This is a genomic window from Cupriavidus sp. GW821-FHT02F09 (assembly GCF_059421605.1).
In genome coordinates, this window is the sequence record NZ_JBWKVH010000029.1 from 79,864 (window position 1) to 97,786 (window position 17,923).

Annotated in this window: 14 protein-coding genes; 5 read left to right on the forward strand and 9 right to left on the reverse strand. The window is 66.6% G+C overall.

Going from position 1 to position 17,923, the window contains the following annotated elements; translation table 11 throughout:
* Positions 1 to 76: 76 nt before the first annotated feature.
* Positions 77 to 991, reverse strand: a complete 915-nt coding sequence (gene catA / locus AC07XB_RS26730) for a catechol 1,2-dioxygenase (protein WP_492373382.1) — start codon at positions 989 to 991, stop codon at positions 77 to 79.
* Between the two features lie 197 nt (positions 992 to 1,188).
* Here catA and AC07XB_RS26735 point away from each other — a divergent pair, with 197 nt between their 5' ends.
* The 3 genes from AC07XB_RS26735 (at position 1,189) to AC07XB_RS26745 (ending at position 6,502) form a co-directional block, all read left to right on the forward strand.
* Positions 1,189 to 2,106 (forward strand): LysR family transcriptional regulator, encoded by a 918-nt coding sequence (locus tag AC07XB_RS26735; protein WP_492828839.1) that lies wholly within the window; start codon positions 1,189 to 1,191, stop codon positions 2,104 to 2,106.
* 174 nt (positions 2,107 to 2,280) lie between these two features.
* Positions 2,281 to 4,866, forward strand: coding sequence for a bifunctional aconitate hydratase 2/2-methylisocitrate dehydratase (gene acnB, locus AC07XB_RS26740; RefSeq protein ID WP_150990488.1), 2,586 nt, complete (start codon positions 2,281 to 2,283; stop codon positions 4,864 to 4,866).
* 1,162 nt (positions 4,867 to 6,028) lie between these two features.
* Entirely contained in the window at positions 6,029 to 6,502 is a 474-nt protein-coding gene (locus tag AC07XB_RS26745) for a thioesterase family protein (RefSeq protein WP_492828837.1), read from the forward strand.
* 20 nt (positions 6,503 to 6,522) lie between these two features.
* On the opposite strand, the gene AC07XB_RS26750 is transcribed toward AC07XB_RS26745, so the two are convergent.
* Complete coding sequence (locus AC07XB_RS26750) at positions 6,523 to 7,644, reverse strand: tetratricopeptide repeat-containing glycosyltransferase (RefSeq protein ID WP_492828835.1); 1,122 nt, start codon at positions 7,642 to 7,644, stop codon at positions 6,523 to 6,525.
* 218 nt (positions 7,645 to 7,862) lie between these two features.
* Between AC07XB_RS26750 and AC07XB_RS26755 the strand changes: the two genes are divergently transcribed.
* Entirely contained in the window at positions 7,863 to 9,113 is a 1,251-nt protein-coding gene (locus AC07XB_RS26755; RefSeq protein WP_492828833.1) for a DUF1444 domain-containing protein, read from the forward strand.
* A 30-nt stretch (positions 9,114 to 9,143) separates the two neighbouring features.
* On the opposite strand, the gene alkB is transcribed toward AC07XB_RS26755, so the two are convergent.
* The 7 genes from alkB to fliF form a co-directional block, all read right to left on the reverse strand.
* On the reverse strand, positions 9,144 to 9,797 hold the full coding sequence (gene alkB, locus AC07XB_RS26760; RefSeq protein ID WP_253928368.1) for a DNA oxidative demethylase AlkB: 654 nt from the start codon (positions 9,795 to 9,797) through the stop codon (positions 9,144 to 9,146).
* A gap of 134 nt (positions 9,798 to 9,931) precedes the next feature.
* On the reverse strand, positions 9,932 to 11,452 hold the full coding sequence (locus tag AC07XB_RS26765) for a flagellar hook-length control protein FliK (protein WP_492828830.1): 1,521 nt from the start codon (positions 11,450 to 11,452) through the stop codon (positions 9,932 to 9,934).
* Positions 11,453 to 11,480: 28 nt separating this feature from the next.
* Positions 11,481 to 11,936, reverse strand: coding sequence for a flagellar export protein FliJ (gene fliJ / locus AC07XB_RS26770; RefSeq protein WP_174425237.1), 456 nt, complete (start codon positions 11,934 to 11,936; stop codon positions 11,481 to 11,483).
* Positions 11,929 to 13,404 carry a flagellar protein export ATPase FliI gene (fliI, locus tag AC07XB_RS26775; RefSeq protein ID WP_416051744.1) on the reverse strand — a complete coding sequence of 492 codons (1,476 nt, stop codon included), beginning with the start codon at positions 13,402 to 13,404 and terminating at the stop codon, positions 11,929 to 11,931. Before fliI ends, fliJ begins: the two co-directional genes overlap by 8 nt.
* The gene (gene fliH / locus AC07XB_RS26780) at positions 13,397 to 14,254 is read right to left on the reverse strand and encodes a flagellar assembly protein FliH (protein WP_253928365.1); all 858 of its coding nucleotides are present in this window, start codon (positions 14,252 to 14,254) and stop codon (positions 13,397 to 13,399) included. The genes fliI and fliH overlap by 8 nt, the downstream gene beginning before the upstream one ends.
* Complete coding sequence (gene fliG, locus AC07XB_RS26785; protein ID WP_492376681.1) at positions 14,241 to 15,233, reverse strand: flagellar motor switch protein FliG; 993 nt, start codon at positions 15,231 to 15,233, stop codon at positions 14,241 to 14,243. The genes fliH and fliG overlap by 14 nt, the downstream gene beginning before the upstream one ends.
* Positions 15,223 to 16,932, reverse strand: coding sequence for a flagellar basal-body MS-ring/collar protein FliF (fliF, locus tag AC07XB_RS26790; RefSeq protein WP_492376682.1), 1,710 nt, complete (start codon positions 16,930 to 16,932; stop codon positions 15,223 to 15,225). The genes fliG and fliF overlap by 11 nt, the downstream gene beginning before the upstream one ends.
* A gap of 511 nt (positions 16,933 to 17,443) precedes the next feature.
* Between fliF and fliE the strand changes: the two genes are divergently transcribed.
* Positions 17,444 to 17,764, forward strand: a complete 321-nt coding sequence (gene fliE, locus AC07XB_RS26795) for a flagellar hook-basal body complex protein FliE (RefSeq protein ID WP_043353483.1) — start codon at positions 17,444 to 17,446, stop codon at positions 17,762 to 17,764.
* The last annotated feature ends 159 nt before the right edge of the window (positions 17,765 to 17,923 follow it).

Below are 17,923 nucleotides of genomic sequence, written 5' to 3' on the forward strand. Positions count from 1 at the left end.
TCCTCAGGTCGGCCCTGATGTTGCTGCGTCGTTGCTGATGCGGTGCGGGCGCCTGAGATGCCTCGGGCGCCGGGGCTTACGCGGCGGCGCGCGTGCGCTCCACTTCCGGTGCCGGCGCTGCCGCGCAATCTGCGTACAGGCGGAAATCGAAATCGATGGCGGCAAACGGCTTGTCCAGGCCGTGCTCGGCCAGTGCCCGCGGGGACTCGACGTGCCTGAGCGCTGGCACCAGGCCCTCGCGGCTGGCAAAGGCAAAGTCGTCCCACAGGTATTCGTCGCCGTCGATGTTGATCTGGGTGGTCAGCTTGCGATGGCCGGGCGCGGACACGAAGAAGTGGATGTGCGCGGGGCGCCGGCCATGGCGGCCCAGCAGGTCCAGCAGGCGCTGCGTGGTGCCTTGCGGCGGGCAGCCATAGCCCATCGGCACGATGCTGCGGAACTGGTAGCGGCCCTCGCTATCGGTCGTGATGGTGCGGCGCAGGTTGAAGTCGGACTGCGTCTTGTCGAAGAACGAGTAGTTGCCGAGCAAGTTGGCATGCCAGACCTCCACCGCGGCGCCGGGCAGCGGCTTGCCGTTGGTGTCGAACACAGTGCCCTGCATGAACAGGACTTCGCCCTGGCCGTCTTCGCTGCCGTCGTCCAGCCGCGCGAAGCCTTCGCTCGCGGGCGCGCCGGCCACGTACAGCGGGCCTTCGATGGTGCGCGGCGTGCCGCCGGCGAGACCGGCCTTTGCCTCGGCTTCATCCGCGCGGATGTCCAGGAAGCGCTCCAGGCCCAGGCCGGCGGCCAGCAGGCCAAGTTCCGGCCCGGCCTCGGCGAAGTACTCGATGCCCTTCCAGACTTCACTGGCGCTCAGGTCCAGGTCTTCGATCGCCTTGAAGAGGTCGGTGGTCAGGCGGACCACTACGCTTTGCACGCGCGCATCGGCCTTGCCGTTGGCGGTGTCGAGGATGAACGCTTTCACCAGCGCTTCGATTTCCGGATGCGTCATTTGTCTGCTCCTTGTCTCGGGTTTTCTATGTGGGGGTCCGTCTTTGCAGTGGCATTCCGCCAGGGCCGCGTGATTCGAACTAAAATGCCATAAAGGTATAAAAAGTCGTTGTCACAGCCTGATGCGAAGGATAGGAGTGCAGAAATTGGCGGTCCAACACTGTTTTAGTATTGGCTGAATACTCAAAAGGTATAGTCGTGGACTTGCGTCACTTACGTTACTTTGTCGCCGTCGCGGAGGAGCTCAACTTCACCCGGGCGGCCGAACGGCTGCATATCGCCCAGCCGCCGCTGAGCCGGCAGATCCAGCAACTGGAAGAGGGCCTGGGGGTGCAGCTCTTCGAGCGCAACGCGCGCCCGCTCAAGCTGACCGAGGCCGGGCGCTTTTTCTACGCGCACGCCCAGCAGTTGCTGGCGCAAGCCGCGGAACTGGAGTCGATGACACGGCGGGTGGGGCAGATCGAGCGGAAGATGTCGCTCGGCTTTGTCGGCTCGACCCTGTACGGCATGCTGCCCAAGATCATCCGGCGCTTTCGCGCCGAGCACCCGCAGATCGAGCTGAGCCTGGTTGAGATGACCACCATGGACCAGATCGCGGCGCTCAAGCAGGGCACCATCGACGTGGGGTTTGGCCGCATCCGGCACGAGGACCCGAACGTGCGCCGGGTCGTGCTGCGCGAGGAGCGGATGATCGTGGCGCTGCCGGTCGGGCACCCGCTCTCGCTGGCCAAGCCCGTGCTGGCCCTGCATGACCTGCTGGGCGAGAACCTGATCATCTTTCCGAAGGCGCCCCGCCCAAGTTACGCCGACCAGGTGCTGGCAGCGTTTCACGACCGGGCCTTGCAGCCCGGGCGTATCCATGAAGCGCGCGAGCTGCAGATCGCGCTGGGGCTGGTGGCGGCCGGGGAGGGTATCTCGATCGTCCCGAGCAGCGTGCACGGCCTCAAGCGGGACGACATCAGCTACCGGGAGCTGGACGATCCCAACCTGGTCTCGCCCATCATCATGAGCATGCGCAGGCTCGACGAGACCGAGGAGATCAGCGCCATGCTGGACATGATCTACCGGCTGTATGAGGAGGAGAAGCTGGTTTTCCTGCCGCCGAGCCAGGACTGATGGCGGGTGGCCTGATGGTGCCGGGGGAACTCTTGCATGCGGCCTGGCCTTGATTTTATTGGGTTTTCTGTTTCTAACTCTTATATAAGATATAAGACGTTTGACCCAAGGGTGCACTTTATTTTACAATCGCGGCACAACCGGTTTTTGCAACCCTATCACCCGCAGGTTCCCATGCTTGAAAACTATCGCGCCCATGTAGCCGAACGCGCCGCGCTCGGCATCCCCCCTCTGCCGCTGACGGCCAAGCAGACTGCGGAGTTGATTGAATTGCTGAAGTCCCCGCCGGCTGGCGAGGAACAAGTCCTGGTCGACCTGATCACGCATCGCGTGCCGGCGGGCGTGGACGACGCCGCCAAGGTCAAGGCCTCGTACCTGGCCGCCGTGGCGCTGGGCAAGGAAGCCTGCACGCTGATCTCGCGTGCCAAGGCTGCCGAGCTGCTGGGCACCATGCTGGGCGGCTACAACATCGCCCCGCTGATCGAACTGCTGGACGACGCCGAGATTGGTCCCGTTGCGGCTGAAGCGCTCAAGAAGACGCTGCTGATGTTCGACGCCTTCCACGACGTCAAGGAAAAGGCCGACAAGGGCAATGCCATCGCCAAGTCCGTGCTGCAAAGCTGGGCCGACGCCGAGTGGTTCACCAGCCGCCCGGAAGTGCCGCAAAGCCTGACCGTGACCGTGTTCAAGGTCACCGGCGAAACCAACACCGACGACCTCTCACCGGCGCCGGACGCCACCACCCGCCCCGACATCCCGCTGCACGCGCTGGCCATGCTGAAGAACGCGCGCCCGGGCATCACCCCGGAAGAAGACGGCAAGCGCGGCCCGGTCAAGTTCATCGAATCGCTGAAGGAAAAGGGCAACCTGGTCGCCTACGTGGGCGATGTGGTCGGTACCGGTTCCTCGCGCAAGTCCGCCACCAACTCGGTGCTGTGGTTCACCGGCGAAGACATCCCCTTCGTGCCGAACAAGCGTTTCGGCGGCGTGTGCCTGGGCAGCAAGATTGCCCCGATCTTCTACAACACCATGGAAGACGCCGGCGCACTGCCGATCGAGCTGGACGTGTCGCAGATGGAAATGGGCGACGTGGTCGAGCTGCGTCCCTATGATGGCAAGGCCCTGAAGAACGGCCAGGTCATCGCCGAGTTCACCGTCAAGTCCGACGTGCTGTTCGACGAAGTGCGCGCCGGCGGCCGTATTCCCCTGATCGTTGGCCGTGGCCTGACCGCCAAGGCCCGCGAGGCGCTCGGCCTGGCCCCGTCCACGCTGTTCCGCCTGCCGCACAACCCGGCCGACACTGGCCGCGGTTTCACGCTGGCCCAGAAGATGGTTGGCCGCGCCTGCGGCCTGCCGGAAGGCAAGGGCATCCGCCCGGGCACCTACTGCGAACCGAAGATGACCTCGGTGGGCTCGCAAGACACCACCGGCCCGATGACCCGCGACGAGCTGAAGGACCTGGCTTGCCTGGGCTTCTCGGCCGACCTGGTGATGCAGTCGTTCTGCCACACCGCCGCTTATCCGAAGCCGGTCGACGTCAAGACCCATCACACGCTGCCGCAGTTCATCAGCACCCGTGGCGGCATCTCTCTGCGCCCGGGCGATGGCGTGATCCACTCGTGGCTGAACCGCATGCTGCTGCCCGACACCGTTGGCACCGGCGGCGACTCGCACACCCGCTTCCCGATCGGCATCAGTTTCCCGGCGGGTTCGGGCCTGGTGGCGTTCGCGGCTGCCACCGGCGTGATGCCGCTGGACATGCCGGAATCCGTGCTGGTGCGCTTCAAGGGCAAGATGCAGCCCGGCGTCACCCTGCGTGACCTGGTCAACGCCATTCCGCTGTACGCCATCAAGTCGGGTCTGCTGACCGTGGCCAAGCAAGGCAAGAAGAACATCTTCTCGGGCCGCGTCCTGGAAATCGAAGGCCTGCCCGACCTGAAGGTCGAGCAAGCGTTCGAGCTGTCCGACGCTTCCGCCGAGCGTTCGGCCGCCGGTTGCTCGGTGCGTCTGAACAAGGAACCGATCATCGAATACATCAACAGCAACATCACGCTGCTGAAGTGGATGATCGCCGAAGGCTACCAAGACCCGCGCAGCCTGTCGCGCCGTATCCAGGCCATGGAAGCCTGGCTGGCCGACCCCAAGCTGCTGGAGCCGGATGCGGACGCCGAGTACGCCGCCGTGATCGAGATCGACCTGGCCGACGTGCATGAGCCCATCGTGGCCTGCCCGAACGACCCGGACGACGTCAAGACCCTGTCGGAAGTGGCTGGCGCCAAGATCGACGAAGTCTTCATCGGTTCGTGCATGACCAACATCGGCCACTTCCGCGCAGCCTCCAAGCTGCTGGAAGGCAAGCGCGACATCCCCGTCAAGCTGTGGGTTGCCCCGCCGACCAAGATGGACGCCAAGCAACTGACCGAAGAAGGCCACTACGGCGTGTTCGGCACGGCCGGCGCCCGCACCGAAATGCCGGGCTGCTCGCTGTGCATGGGTAACCAGGCACAAGTGCGCGAAGGCGCCACGGTGATGTCGACCAGCACCCGTAACTTCCCGAACCGTCTGGGCAAGAACACCAACGTGTACCTGGGTTCGGCCGAGCTGGCCGCGATCTGCTCGCGTCTGGGTCGTATTCCGACCAAGGAAGAGTACATGTCGGACATGGGCGTGCTGGCCACCAACGGTGATCAGATCTACAAGTACCTGAACTTCGACAAGATTGAAGACTTCAAGGGCGTGGCGGATACGGTGACGGTTTAAGCTGTCCTGGTTTTCTAGCCGTACGTTTGAAAGGCCCCTTGCGGGGCTTTTCTTTTATGGTTTGCTGGCGGTGTTGGCATCTTGGACTCGCGGGCCGTACGACATTGGTCTTTGGGGTTGGTCGCTGTTTATTTCATCGGCGTTGGTTTTTGGACCCAAGGGCCATACGACATCCCCCTGCGGTGTTGGTCGCTGTTTTTTTGAGCGGCGATGGCTTTTGCACCCAAGGGCCATACGACATCCCCCTGCGGGGGCTGCCGGTCACTCTTCTTTGCGTCGGCAAAGAAGACTAACGAGAAGAAAGCCGACCCTGCCGGGGGCAGAGCAATCGCGGGTGCTAGGGGTGCTGGTTTCGTCGTATGGCCAGCGGTTCTGCGGGCTTCTGCCGGTACCGGATTGACTGGCCACGAACCTGCCGGCTTCTGGGATTCGTGGTGAGGCCCCCGGTAGCGGACACCACTTGCTTCAAGCCGTCTGTCGCTCGCGGCGTGGCCGGCCACGAAGTTGCAGGCGCACCGGTTCCGTCGTGGGCGCGGTGGCACCGGCTTGATATACCCAAGGCCCTGACCACCGCGCCCGCCCCACCACGAAACCATTGGCAGGCGATGTGTCGTGATGGTCCGCGCCGGTATCGGCAGATGGTCGAACGCGCACCGAGCAAAGCGATCAGGGGCACCACCACGTGACCATTGGATCATGCATTTGCGATGCCCTCCAAGCCGGTATGGCAAAGGCCAGCCAACACTCCGGGCCGTACGACGAAACCACCGCCCCGCATAAGCCCGATTGCTCTGCTCCCGGCAGGGTCGGCTTTCTTCTCGTTAGTCTTCTTTGCCGACGCAAAGAAGAGTGACCGGCAGCCCCCGCAGGGGGATGTCGTATGGCTGTTGGGTGCAAAAGCCATCGCCGCTCAAAGAAACAGCGACCAACCCCGCAGGGGGATGTCGTATGGCTGTTGGGTGCAAAAGCCATCGCCGCTCAAAGAAACAGCGACCAACCCCGCAGGGGGGGATGTCGTATGGCTGTTGGGTGCAAAAGCCAACGCCGCAAAAAGAAACAGTGACCAACCCCAAAGACCAATGTCGTACGGCCCGCAGGTCCAAAAACCAACGCCGCAAAAAGAAACAGCAACAATCACTCACTGAGTTTCCCCCATCACATCATGGCCCGCCTAAATCTCGAATTCCCCGAAGACCAATTCTGCTACTCCACCCACCTGACGGTGCGCGTGACCGATATCAACTCCGCCAACCACCTCGGCAACGACTCGATGATCTCGATGATTTCCGAGGCGCGGGCGCGCTTTCTCTTCGACCTGCATGCGAGTGACGCGGAGGACGGCGAGACCGACAAGGTGGGCATCATCGTGACCGACCTGGCCACCACGTACCGCACCGAGGCCCATGCCCGCGACCAGTTGCTGTTCGAGGTGGGGGTGATGGACTTCAACCGCTATGGCGGCGATATCACCTTCCGCATCACGCGCCCGGCAGACCAGGCGCTGGTGGCCATGGCCAAGTCCGGCTTTGTCTTTTTCAGCTACGAGCGCAAGCAGGTCGTGCCGATGCCGGAGGCGTTCGCGCGCAAGTTCCCCAAGGTCAACTGGGTGGACCGTGGGGCGGCCAAGGCAGGCTAAGGCAGGCCCGGGATGAAAAGCTACAGCCCGTAGTAAGGCCGGTTCGACTGGATGCGCGTGCTTTCGGTGGGCGGGAAACGCTCCTCGGTCAGCAGCTTTTGCAAGGCGGCCTTGCCTTGCGCCAGCGCGCCGATGTAGTACGCGCTAACCGTGAGTTCGTCGAGCGCGCGCCAGGCATAGACCGACGCATCGACAAACAGGGTATCGGCCGGGCAGGGCATGGCCGCGGCCTGCTGGGCGTAGAGGTGCGCCTGCGCGAACTCGCCGCGCAGCCGGTGGTAGCGGGCCAGTTCGCACAGCGGCTCGGCACGCGCGGGGCGCGCCTGGTAGGCAGCGAGGTAGGCATCGCGCACGGCACCGGGGGCGTAGGCCGGGTTTGCCGCATGCGCGGCGTCGGCGGCAAGGCGCTTGGTCAGCACCGCGATCTGGAACAGCGCGAACCAGCGCTCCTCCTCCCAGCCGCCCATGGCCACGCGCACCTGGTATTGCTTCAGGCTGGCTTCCAGCTTGCCGGCGTCGCGGTAGCTCTGCGCCAGGTAGAAGCAGTAGCGCGCGTTGGCCGGATCCTTGCACAGGGCGCGCTCCAGCACTTCGATGTCACGCAGGTAGGTCTGCGGATCCCGGGCGCGGGCGCCATCGCGCGAGACCACGATGGCGGGGCCGGGCAGGTGCTGCCAGGCATGCGCCGGATCCTGCGTCAGGTATTCGTGCAGCACGCCTTCCCAGCGCCAGGGCTGGCCCGCCTTGACCAGGGCGTTGCGCTGGTATTGCCAGCCGCCCAGCTCGCACTGGAAGCGATAGCCGTCGTCGGCCAGCCGGGGCCAGCGGAATCCTTCGGGCATGCGCAGGGTTTCATCGGCATCGATGAACAGCACGTAGTCTTCGGCACCGGCCGCGCCCTCCATGCCGGCGCGCGCCAGCGCCAGGGCCTCGTTGCGGTTGTGCGCGAAATCGATCCAGGGCCGTTCATGGAGCGCGCCGGGCAGGTCCCCCATGATCTTGCGCACCAGCGCCTGGGTGCCGTCGGTGGACCCGGTGTCGACGATCGCCCAGCGGTCGATCCATGGCTTGACGGACGCGAGGCAGCGGGCGATCACCGGGGCCTCGTTCTTCACGATCATGTTCAGGCAGATGCGCGTCAATTCGGGTTTCCTGTGATCCTGGGGGGGGCCACGGGCGGGATGGTCGGCCCGGCGCCGCGGCGAGCCCAAGAATAGCGGAAAACATGGCAGCGCAACACCGCGCGGCAGGGCGCATGGCGGAGCACGGCGAGGATGCCGAAACGCCGGGACATGGGGTAAGGTGTAAGCACTGTCATCCAGGCCAACCTCCCAGTCAACATCCGGGCCACGCCATCGCCATGGGTTTCTTCGATTCGTTTTTCCTGCGCAAGCCGCCGCCGGATCGTTTCGCGGCGTTGTTCATTGCCGCTGCCCGGCGCCAGGGCTTTGAGGGGCGCCTCGATGTCAACGCGGACGAGTTCCGGCTGGAGCACGGGCGCAACGCTTTTTTCAACCTCCATAACGCCTACCGGGCGTACTGCGAGGCGCCTGGCGCGCAGCGCGACAAGGTGCTGCATGGCTTCGTGGCCACCTTGTGTTCCAGCGGGCAAGCCACGCCGGCCTTGCTGTCCGAGGCCCGGCCCATGCTGCGCCCGCTGATCCGAAGCCGCTCGCTGATCGACGAGATCCGGCTGCACCACTTGCGCACGGAAGGCGATCCTTCGACCTTTGATGTCGCCTACCTGCCCTTCGGCGAGGATTGCGTGATCCTGCTGGCGGTGGACTATCCGGAAACCACGTCGACGCTGCTCAGTGGCCCCTCCGCCTCCTGGCAGGTGACGCTTGGCCAGGCGCTGCAGATGGCGGGCGACAACCTGCGCGACCACACTGGCGAAGCCTTCGTCCCGGTCGCGCAGGGCGTCTACCAGGGTGCCTGGAGCGACGGCTACGAGGCCAGCCGCGCGCTGCTGCCGGATGTGCTGGAGCGGGTACCGGTACGCGGCCGTCCGGTGTTCATGATGCCAACCCGCGAGGTGCTGCTGGTGACGGGCGACCAGGATGATGCCGGGCAACTGCGCATGGTCGAGCTCAGCCTGCAGGCGTCCCGCCAGGGCCGCACGATCTCGCCGGCCATGTTCCGCTACCAGCCCGGGGGCGTGGCGCACGCTGTGCCCACGGGGACCGAGGTGTCGCATTTCGTCCCAGCCGGCGAGGAGGCTGCACGGCACCTTGCCCATCTGGCGCGGCTGTACCGCAAGGAAGAATACGACACGCAAAAGGCCGCCCTGGACCGCCTGAACGAGCGCGACGGCGCCGGTGTTTTCCTGGCCAATTACCTGCTTTATGGGCGGCAGGACGATCCGCTCACTTCGTTCTCGATTACCACCTGGACGTGCGGCGTGGAGACTTCGCTGCCGCGCGCGGATCGCATCGCCCTGGTACGGCCCGACGCGGCTGATGGCATGGGGCAGACGCGCGTGGTGGGCTGGCAGCAGGCGCTGGCCTTGCTGGGTGACCTGATGGAGCCGGAGGCGCAGTATCCTGCCAGGTATCGCGTCAAGGCGTTTCCCGACGATAGCCGGCTGGCGTTGCTCGATGAGATCGGCTGACGCTCGCCTGCCAATGCGCCCGGCACGCCGTTAGCGCGTCTTGCGGAAAGTCAGGTTGATCCGCTCGCGGCCCACCAGCGCGTGATCGCCGTCGGCCAGCGGCGCAATGCCGTGGAACGCCAGCCTGGCCGGGCCACCCCATACCACCACATCGCCATGCGCCAGCCGCACGCGCAGCGGGCGCTCGGCGCGGGCAAGGCCGCCGAACAGGAACACGGCCGGCAGGCCAAGCGACACCGAGACGATGGGCGCGCGCAGGTCGAGCTCATCGCGGTCCTGGTGCAGGGAGAGCCGGGTGCCCGGCGCATAGCGGTTGAGCAGGCACGCGTCCGGCCGGAAATCGGCAAAGCCGGCCGTGGCGGCCGCATCGCGCGCCAGCGCCAGGAAGGCATCCGGCATGCCGGGCCAGGGCTGGCCGCTGAGGGGATCGGCCGCTTCGTAGCGGTAGCCGGTGACATCCGAAACCCAGCCAAACTGGCCGCAGTTGGTCATGGCCACCGACATGCGCAGGCCGCCCGGCGTGATGAGGTGCCGCCACGGCGCTTGCGTGGCAATGGCGCGCACGTTATCCAGCAGGGTTAATTCATGCTCCCGTGCGAAGCCGCGCAGCACCACTGCGCCGGGCACGATGGGCTCGGCGCGGGGGGCGTCCTGGGGGAGGGAATCGAACAGGTCGAAGGTCATGGCGTCCTGGCGGGCGGGGCGCGCCAGCCTTGGTGGCTGCGGCCCTGCTCTAAAACGACATGGTAAGCGCGAATGCGCTGGGCTGCGTGGCATGCCCGGGCGTGTGCGCCCGAGCCTCCATCCCGCCCGGGCGGTCAGGCGAAGGTGTCGACTTCGCCGCGTGCGAGGGTGCGCGCCACCGGGGCCACGGGGCCGGCATTGACCGGGGCTGCCGGGATACCGGCCAACGTGCCAAAGCCGTTCTGCGCGTTGCCCGGCTGGCGTTGCTGCTGTTGGCCGTTGCCGGCCTGGCCGGCAAAGCCGTCGGCGCCCACCGAAGTCTGGCCCAGCTGGATCCCGTTGTCGGCCAGCGCGGTGCGCAGTTGCGGCAGCGCGGCTTCGACCGCGGCGCGCACGGCGGCATGCGGCGAGACGAACTGGGCCTGGGCCTGGTCGTTGACGACGTTGAGCACGACCTTGAGCGGGCCGAGGTCGGGCGGATTGAGCTGCAGCTCGGCGGTGTGGTTGCCTTGGGTCGACAGGCGCACCATCTGCTGGCCCAGCGCTTGCGGCCACTGGCCGTCACCCACGGGCGGCGCGATCGGCAGCGAGGTGGTCGGCGACAGGCCGCCGGAAGTCGGCGCCTGGCTCGCGGCCAGGCTGCCGGCCGCCATCAGCGGCGTGACGGCGGCGGGCGTGGCTTCGGTGCTGGCCGGCTCGGCGGCGCGCATGGCTGCCGCCAGTTGCATCGGGTTGGCCGGCGCGGCGGCGGTGGCTGCCGCAGGCGCGTTGTTCTTGCCGGCATCGCCAAGCTGCAGCGGGGCCTTGTACGGCTGGCCGAGCGAGGCGTCCTGCTGCCCGGAGGAGGCCTGGCCATTGCCGCCTTGCTGGCCGGCCATGGCGGCCTTGAGGCTCGCGGCCAGGTCCGGGGCGGTCTTGGTGGCGTCGGTGCCGGGTGTTGCGGCGGACTTGTCCGCGGTTGCCGCCTGGGTGCTGGCCGCGGTTTGCGGCACGGCCTGCAGCGCGGCGCGCTGGGACGCGATGGTGGCCAGCGTATCGGCGGCGGCCGAGGTCGCCGGTGCGGCCGCATTGGGCGTAGCGGCCGCGGCGCTGGCGAGCGCCGGGTCCTTCATGTCCTTCAAGCCGGCTTGTGCGCCCAGGGCAGCAGTGCCGGGCAGTCCAGCCGAGCCCGGCAGCGCGCCGTTGGCTGCCAGCGCGGCAGGCTGTGCTGGCTGGGCCGGTTGCGGTGCGAGCAGGGCGGCCAGCGCGGCGGCGGCGGACTGTGCGGCGGGATCCGCGGCCTGGTTCTCGGACGTCTCGTCGTCCTTGTCCTGGCGGCGTGACGGCTTGGTGGCTACCGTGCTGGACTGCGTGCCTTGATTGGCGGCGTTGGCGTTCTGGCCGCCGGCGTCGTTGCGTGTGGACGCGTTGTTGGTGTTGTTGCTGCTGGCGTTGCTTGCGCTGCCATTGCCGGCGTTGCTGCTATTGCTGCTATTGGTGCTATTGGTGCTATTGGTGCTATTGGTGCTGGTGCGGTCGTCGTTGCGGGCGCGCGCCAGCGCATCGCCGAACCCTTGCTGCTGCGCGTCGGCACTGCTGGTGTTGCTGGTACTGCGCGAAGAGGCGGCTGTGGCGGCCGCGGCGGCATTGCTGACAATCTGGCTGATGTCGATCATGTGTTCGGGCTCGGTTTGTCTGGGCGGCTTAGCGGTGGCGGCCTGCAACTTGCAGGCGGGCGGCGCGGGCTGCGTATTCGTCGGTGTCGCGTTGCTCGCGGCGCGTGCTGGCAATCTGCTCGCGCGTATCCGCGCGGGTAATGAGCGTGTCGAAGGAACTCTGGCGGCGCTTTTGCTGCTGCCAGTTGGCGCGGCCAGCGAGCAACTGGGCTTCGGCCCGGGCCAGCGCTTCGGTCTGCTGGCGGATGGCGGTATCGAGCGAGGCCAGGAACTGTGCAAAGTCCTGCCAGCGGGTGGAAGTCATGCCGTCCTGCGCGATGGCTTGCATGCGCTCGCGGTATTCCTGACGGTACTGCGTGAGCGCGGCCAGTTGCTGCTCCGCCTGGTTGCGCAGGCCTTGCAGCCGGCCCAGCTCGCGCGCGGCTGCATCCGTATCGTTCTGGGCCAGGTCGGCCAAGGTATTCAATGCAGATGGCTTAGCCATGTTCACTCCGTTGGAAGAGACTATGCAACTGGCCGATCGAGGCGTCGTAGCCGGCGCGCTCATGGATGTCTTGCTGCAGGAAGGCCTCCATCTGTGGATGCAGGTGGATGGCCAGATCCAGCTCCGGATCGTTACCCGGCACGTACGCGCCCACGCTGATCAGGTCACGGTTGCGCTGGTAGCGCGACATCAATTGCTTGAAGCGCCGCACTGAGGCGAACTGCGGCGGCTCGATCAGCGCCGTCATGGCCCGGCTGATCGAAGCTTCCACGTCGATGGCGGGGTAGTGGCCGGATTCCGCCAGGCTGCGCGAGAGCACGATGTGGCCGTCCAGGATGGCGCGCGCGGAATCTGCGATCGGGTCCTGCTGGTCGTCGCCTTCGGTCAGCACGGTGTAGAAGGCCGTGATCGAGCCGCCGCCTTCGGCGCCGTTGCCGGTACGCTCCACCAGTGTGGGGAGCTTGGCGAACACCGAGGGCGGATAGCCCTTGGTGGCGGGCGGCTCGCCGATGGCCAGGGCGATCTCGCGCTGGGCCATGGCGTAACGCGTGAGCGAGTCCATGATCAGCAGCACGTGGCGGCCCTGGTCGCGGAAGTACTCGGCCAGGCGCGTGGCATAGGAGGCGCCCTGCATGCGCAGCAGCGGCGAGGTGTCGGCAGGTGCCGCCACCACCACGGAGCGCGCGCGCCCTTCGGGGCCCAGGATGTTCTCGATGAAGTCCTTCACTTCGCGGCCGCGCTCGCCGATCAGGCCGACCACGATCACTTCCGCGCTGGTGTAGCGCGCCATCATGCCCAGCAACACGCTCTTGCCCACGCCGGAGCCGGCGAACAGTCCCATGCGCTGGCCGCGGCCCACGGTGAGCATGCCGTTGATGGCACGCACGCCCACGTCGAGCACGGTCTCGATAGGCGCGCGCGACAGCGGGTTGATCTGCGTGCCGCCGAGCGTGACTTCCGTGGCAGCGGTGATGGGGCCCAGGCCGTCCAGCGGACGCCCGGCAGCATCGAGCACGCGCCCGAGCAGGCCTTCACCCACCGGCAGGCGCTTGGAGCCCGGCTCACGCGGGGTGGTGTCGCCGCTGGGCAGCGGCGTGGGCTCGAGCGGATAGACGCGCGCGCCGGGCACCAGGCCCACCACGTCGGATTGCGGCATCAGGTAGAGCCGGTCGGCGCCGAAGCCAACGACTTCTGCCTCGGCTAGGCGCGGGCCGGTGTTCTTGCCGTGCAACTGGCCACCCGGCAGCTCGATCAGGCAATCGCTGCCGACCGGCAGGCGCAGGCCCACGGCTTCCAGCACCAGGCCGGCGGCGCGGGTCAGGCGGCCGCAGCTGCGCTTGCTGTCGATCTCGGCAATGCCGGCCGAGGCCGCGGTGAGCGCATCGCGCCAGCGCTGGCCATGCAGGCCGGCGGTGAAATCCGTATTCACCGAAGTATTGGCCGAAGTATTGGCCGAGGTATCAGGCATGCGGCGGCTCCCACGGGTCGTCACGGCCGAGCGCCTTGACTACGCGGCTCCAGCGCGTGGACAGCGTGGCATCGAGCTCGCCGCTGGCGGCACTCGCCACGCAGCCGCCGCGCGCGATGGCCGGGTCGGCGCGCACGCTCCAGCCGGCGGCCTGAAGCTCGCCCGTCAGGTGGGTTTCCACCAGCGTGACATCTTCGGGATTGAGCAGCAGGCAGGGCGAGCCGGACAGCGCCGGCTCGGCCGCGAGCAGTTCGCGCACCGCTGGAAGCAGCACGGCGGGATCGGCCTGCACGGCCTGCTGCACGAGCTGGCGCGCCACATCCAGCGCCAGTGAAATCAGGGTCTGGGCCACTTCTTCGTCAACGCGGCCAAGCGCGTGGCTGAAGGTGGCGGCCAGTTGCTGCAGGTGGGCGGCTTCGGTGCGTGCGCCTTCCAGGCCGCGCGCATAGCCTTCGCGGTGGCCGTCGCCGTAGCCCTGGGTCTGGCCCTGGGTATAGCCCTGGGCGTAGCCTTCCTTGCGCGCGCCTTCACGCATTGCGTCGAGCGCGGCAAAGTCGATGGGGGGCGGTGCGGGCTCCAGCGGCATGAACTCTGCCGGAGCGGGCGCGGCCTTGCGCGGATCCAGCGAGACCATCTGCCAGCGCTGCCAGCCGTTTTTCTGCGGGGCGCGGCCCGCCGGCGCGGCAAAGCTCTCGAAGCCAGCCTGGCGTGGCGCGCCGCGGTTGCCCGCTGCGCGGCCATCGCCGGCATCGCTGGCATGATCGCCGCGAAGCTCGCTGCGACCATCGACAAAATCGCTGTCCGAGGCAAGGCCCCGGAACTGGCGCAGGGCACGTTCAGACGTAGGCATCGTCGCCACCACCGATTACAACTTCGCCGGCTTCGGCCAGGCGTCGTACCACCTGGAGGATGTTCTTCTGCTCGGCCTCGACTTGCGAGACCCGCACCGGGCCCAGCGCTTCGAGGTCTTCGCGCAGCATTTCGCCAGCGCGGGTCGACATGTTGCGGATGAACTTGTCGCGCAACTCCACCGGCGCGCCCTTGAGCGCGACGATGAGCGATTCGGTGGCCACTTCCTTGAGCACGCGCTGGATGCCGCGATCGTCGACTTCCATCAGGTTCTCGAACAGGAACATCTCGTCGATGATCTTCTGCGCGAGGTCGCCGTCGTGCAGGCGCACGCCTTCGATCACCGCTTCTTCGTGGGCCGTGCTCATCAGGTTGATGATCTCGGCCGCCGTACGCACACCGCCCATGCGGCTGCGCTTGAGGCTCTGGCCCGCCAGCAGCTTGGTCAGCACGTCGGTCAGTTCCTGCAGGGCGCCAGGCTGCACGCCGCCGAAGGTGGCGATCCGCAGGATCACGTCCTGGCGCAGGCGCTCGGTGAACATGGCGATGATCTCGGACGACTTCTGCCGGTCCAGGTGGATCAGGATGGTGGCAATGATCTGCGGGTGTTCGTCGCGGATCAGTTCTGCCACCGAAGTGGAATCCATCCAGTTCAGCGAGTCGATGCCGGCGCCCGGGTCGCGGGACTCGAGGATGTCCTCGATCACCGATACCGCGCGCTCCTCGCCCAGCGCCTTGTTCAGCACGCTGCGGATAAAGGCGCTCGAGTCCACATTCAGCGCGAGATACTGCTCGGTCTCCTGGCGGAACTCGGCCAGCACGGCGGACATCTGCTCGCGCGTCACCGAGTTGAGCGTGGCCATGGCCGAGCCCAGGCTCTGCACCTCGCGGGGGCCAAGGTGCTTGAATACTTCAGCTGCGGCGTCTTCACCGAGCGACATCATCAGGATGGCGCTCTTCTGCAATCCTTCATCGGTCATCGCTAGCCATCCAGTTTTTGATCACACTAGCAACCAGGCGCGGGTCGCGCTGCGCGGCGTCACGCACCAGGGCGAGATCGCTTTCATATTTAGCGGCAAGCCGCAGGACTTCCGGATTTGCCGGCTCTTCAGGCGGCAACAAAATGGCTTCGTTGTCGGCCGACTTTTCCTGTGGCGGCGGCAGGGGCGGCGCGGTGTACTTGCGCAGCACCGGACGCGCTACCTTGAACCACACGAACAGCGCCAGCAGTGCCAGCAGCAGGTAGCCGGCGGCGGTCTTGGCCAGGGCGATCATTTCCGGCTGCTTCCACAGCGGCAGTTCCGGCTTGATGTCGTTGTCCACGGTGAACGGGCTGTTGACCACATTGAGCGAGTCGCCCCGGTCGGCCGAGAAGCCCATGGCTTCCTTGGTCAGGTTCTCGATCTGGGCGAGCTGCGCGGCGGGCAGGGCTTCAGACACCATCTTGCCGTTGGCGCCCGCCTTTTGACGGTAGTTGACCACCACGGCCACCGACAGGCGCTTCACGCCGCCTGGTGCCTGCTGCACATGGCGCACGGTACGGTCGAGCTCGTAGTTGGTGGTGGAGTCGTGGCGGTTGCTGCTCGGGCCGGTCTGGGCCGTGGCGGTGGCGCCGCCCTGGGCCTGGCCCGCGGCCTGGCCTTGCTGGCCGGGCTGCTGCCCCGGCTGGTTCGGCTGGCCCGGGCGCGGCGGCTGGGCCGTGGCGATCGGGGCCGTGGCCGGTGCCGGCGGCTGGTTGGACAGCGCGCCAGGCACGCCGCCGACCGGCGCCGCGCCTTGCTGGCTCGACTCGCTCGATTGCTGGCTGCGAATGGCGGCGCGGGTCGGGTCCTGGTTCGGCTTGTAGGATTCGTCCGTGTGCTCGACGATGGAGAAGTCCACGTCGGCGGTCACCTGCGCTTTCACGTTGTCCTGGCCGAGGATCGGGGCCAGGATGGCCTCCACGCGCTGCGCGTAGTTGCGCTCCAGCGCCTGCACGTACTTGATCTGGCCGGCGTCGAGCATACGCTCGTTGGTGCCGCTGCCGGACAGCAGGTTGCCGTGCTGGTCGACGATGGAGATGGCCTTGGGCGTGAGCTCCGGCACGCTGGACGAAACCAGGTGGCCGATCGCGGCGACCTGGCCGTCATCGATGGCGCGGCCCGGGTAGAGTTGCAGCACGATCGAGGCGGTCGGCTTCTGGCGTTCGCGCACGAACAGCGTCGGCTTGGGAATGGCCAGGTGCACGCGCGCCGACTGCACCGCCGCAATCGATTCGATCGAGCGGGCCAGCTCGCCTTCGAGGCCGCGCTGGTAGTTGACCTGTTCGGCAAACTGGCTGATGCCGAATTTCTGCGTGTCCATCAGTTCCATGCCCGTGGTGCCGCTCTTGGGCAAGCCCTGCGAAGCCAGGCGCAGCCGCGTTTCGTGGACTTTTTCGGAGGGCACCATTACCGCACCGCCGCCTTCGGCGAACTTGTACGGCACGTTCATCTGCTGCAGGGAGGCGATGACGGCACCGCCGTCGCGCTCGGACAGATTGCTGTAGAGCACCTTGTAGTCCGGCGCACGCGACCAAAGCACACCCACCGCGATGGCTGCGGCGAGGGCCGCGCCGCCCAGCATCAGGGGCAGGCGCGGATTGGTCTTGAGTCGCTCGAACAGCTCGGACTTGTTCGACAGGGCTGCCACGGCGTTCATGCGCGCGCCCCCGTCACGGCCGGGCCGGCATGGGTCAGGATCGGCTGGGCCGGATGGCGGGCGCCGCTCTGGCTGCCCTGTCCACCCCGGCTGGCCTGGCTAACCCTGGCTTCGGCATGGCTAAGATCACGCTGCTGACAAAACACGCGTACTCCCCGCGATAGTTGATGAGATTCGGGTCCGGACCGGGCGCGCAAAGGTAAGCGGCATCCCAGATTCGGCACGGTATCGATGATCATCCAAGGCGGGTGCAGACAATCCGGCGAATAGGCCTCGTTTTCCACCCGAATTCCCGCAATGGCCCAGGTGACGCCGCGAGTACGCTTCGGGGGCTGGCACAGGCGGCGCGCGCGGATGCGGTATTTGTGGCATAGGCGGCGCATTGCGCCAGGTTTGCCGGCAGCAGCCCGGGCGGGTGCCCGGCGCAACCCTCAATGACTCATTTTCGAACCGGTTTCCCCCGGGGCGGGCTTCGGCTGGCCAGGGCGGGGCGGGTTCCAAGCGGATCGCCATGACTACCATCTCTTCCATCGACGGCATGTTGCAGCAACTGCGCGGGCTGGCCCAGAGCGCCACCGGGCAGGAAAGCCAGGCTTCCGCCGTTTCTTCCGGCGGTTTTGCCGGCGAGCTCCAGCGTTCGCTGGCGCGCATCAGCAACGTGCAGGAGAAGGCTTATGGGCAGGCCGAGGCTTTTGAGCTTGGCAAGCCGGGTGTATCGCTCAACGATGTGATGATCGATATGCAGAAGGCTAATGTTTCGTTTCAGACCGGGGTACAGGTTCGGAATCGGTTGACGGCGGCGTATCAGGAAATGATGAATATGACGGTTTGAGGGGAGTGGGTTTTGCTTGTGGCTGCTTTGGGGCAAGGGCAGCTGCAACTGCTTACCGTCAAAGGCAACTGCAGTTTCACCGCCCCTGCGGGGCGGCGACCTACTTTCTTGTCTTGCCAAGAAAGTAGGCAAAGAAGGCGCGCCGGATGGGGCGACTAC

What these genes read in the sequence shown, in the direction of transcription:
- alkB (WP_253928368.1), bottom strand. Translation starts at nt 9,797, where the DNA reads ATGACCTTCGACCTGTTCGATTCCCTCCCCCAGGACGCCCCCCGCGCC.
- catA (WP_492373382.1), bottom strand. Translation starts at nt 991, where the DNA reads ATGACGCATCCGGAAATCGAAGCGCTGGTGAAAGCGTTCATCCTCGAC.
- fliE (WP_043353483.1), top strand. Translation starts at nt 17,444, where the DNA reads ATGACTACCATCTCTTCCATCGACGGCATGTTGCAGCAACTGCGCGGG.
- fliG (WP_492376681.1), bottom strand. Translation starts at nt 15,233, where the DNA reads ATGACCGATGAAGGATTGCAGAAGAGCGCCATCCTGATGATGTCGCTC.
- fliF (WP_492376682.1), bottom strand. Translation starts at nt 16,932, where the DNA reads ATGAACGCCGTGGCAGCCCTGTCGAACAAGTCCGAGCTGTTCGAGCGA.
- fliH (WP_253928365.1), bottom strand. Translation starts at nt 14,254, where the DNA reads ATGCCTACGTCTGAACGTGCCCTGCGCCAGTTCCGGGGCCTTGCCTCG.
- AC07XB_RS26755 (WP_492828833.1), top strand. Translation starts at nt 7,863, where the DNA reads ATGGGTTTCTTCGATTCGTTTTTCCTGCGCAAGCCGCCGCCGGATCGT.
- AC07XB_RS26765 (WP_492828830.1), bottom strand. Translation starts at nt 11,452, where the DNA reads ATGATCGACATCAGCCAGATTGTCAGCAATGCCGCCGCGGCCGCCACA.
- AC07XB_RS26745 (WP_492828837.1), top strand. Translation starts at nt 6,029, where the DNA reads ATGGCCCGCCTAAATCTCGAATTCCCCGAAGACCAATTCTGCTACTCC.
- fliJ (WP_174425237.1), bottom strand. Translation starts at nt 11,936, where the DNA reads ATGGCTAAGCCATCTGCATTGAATACCTTGGCCGACCTGGCCCAGAAC.
- acnB (WP_150990488.1), top strand. Translation starts at nt 2,281, where the DNA reads ATGCTTGAAAACTATCGCGCCCATGTAGCCGAACGCGCCGCGCTCGGC.
- fliI (WP_416051744.1), bottom strand. Translation starts at nt 13,404, where the DNA reads ATGCCTGATACCTCGGCCAATACTTCGGCCAATACTTCGGTGAATACG.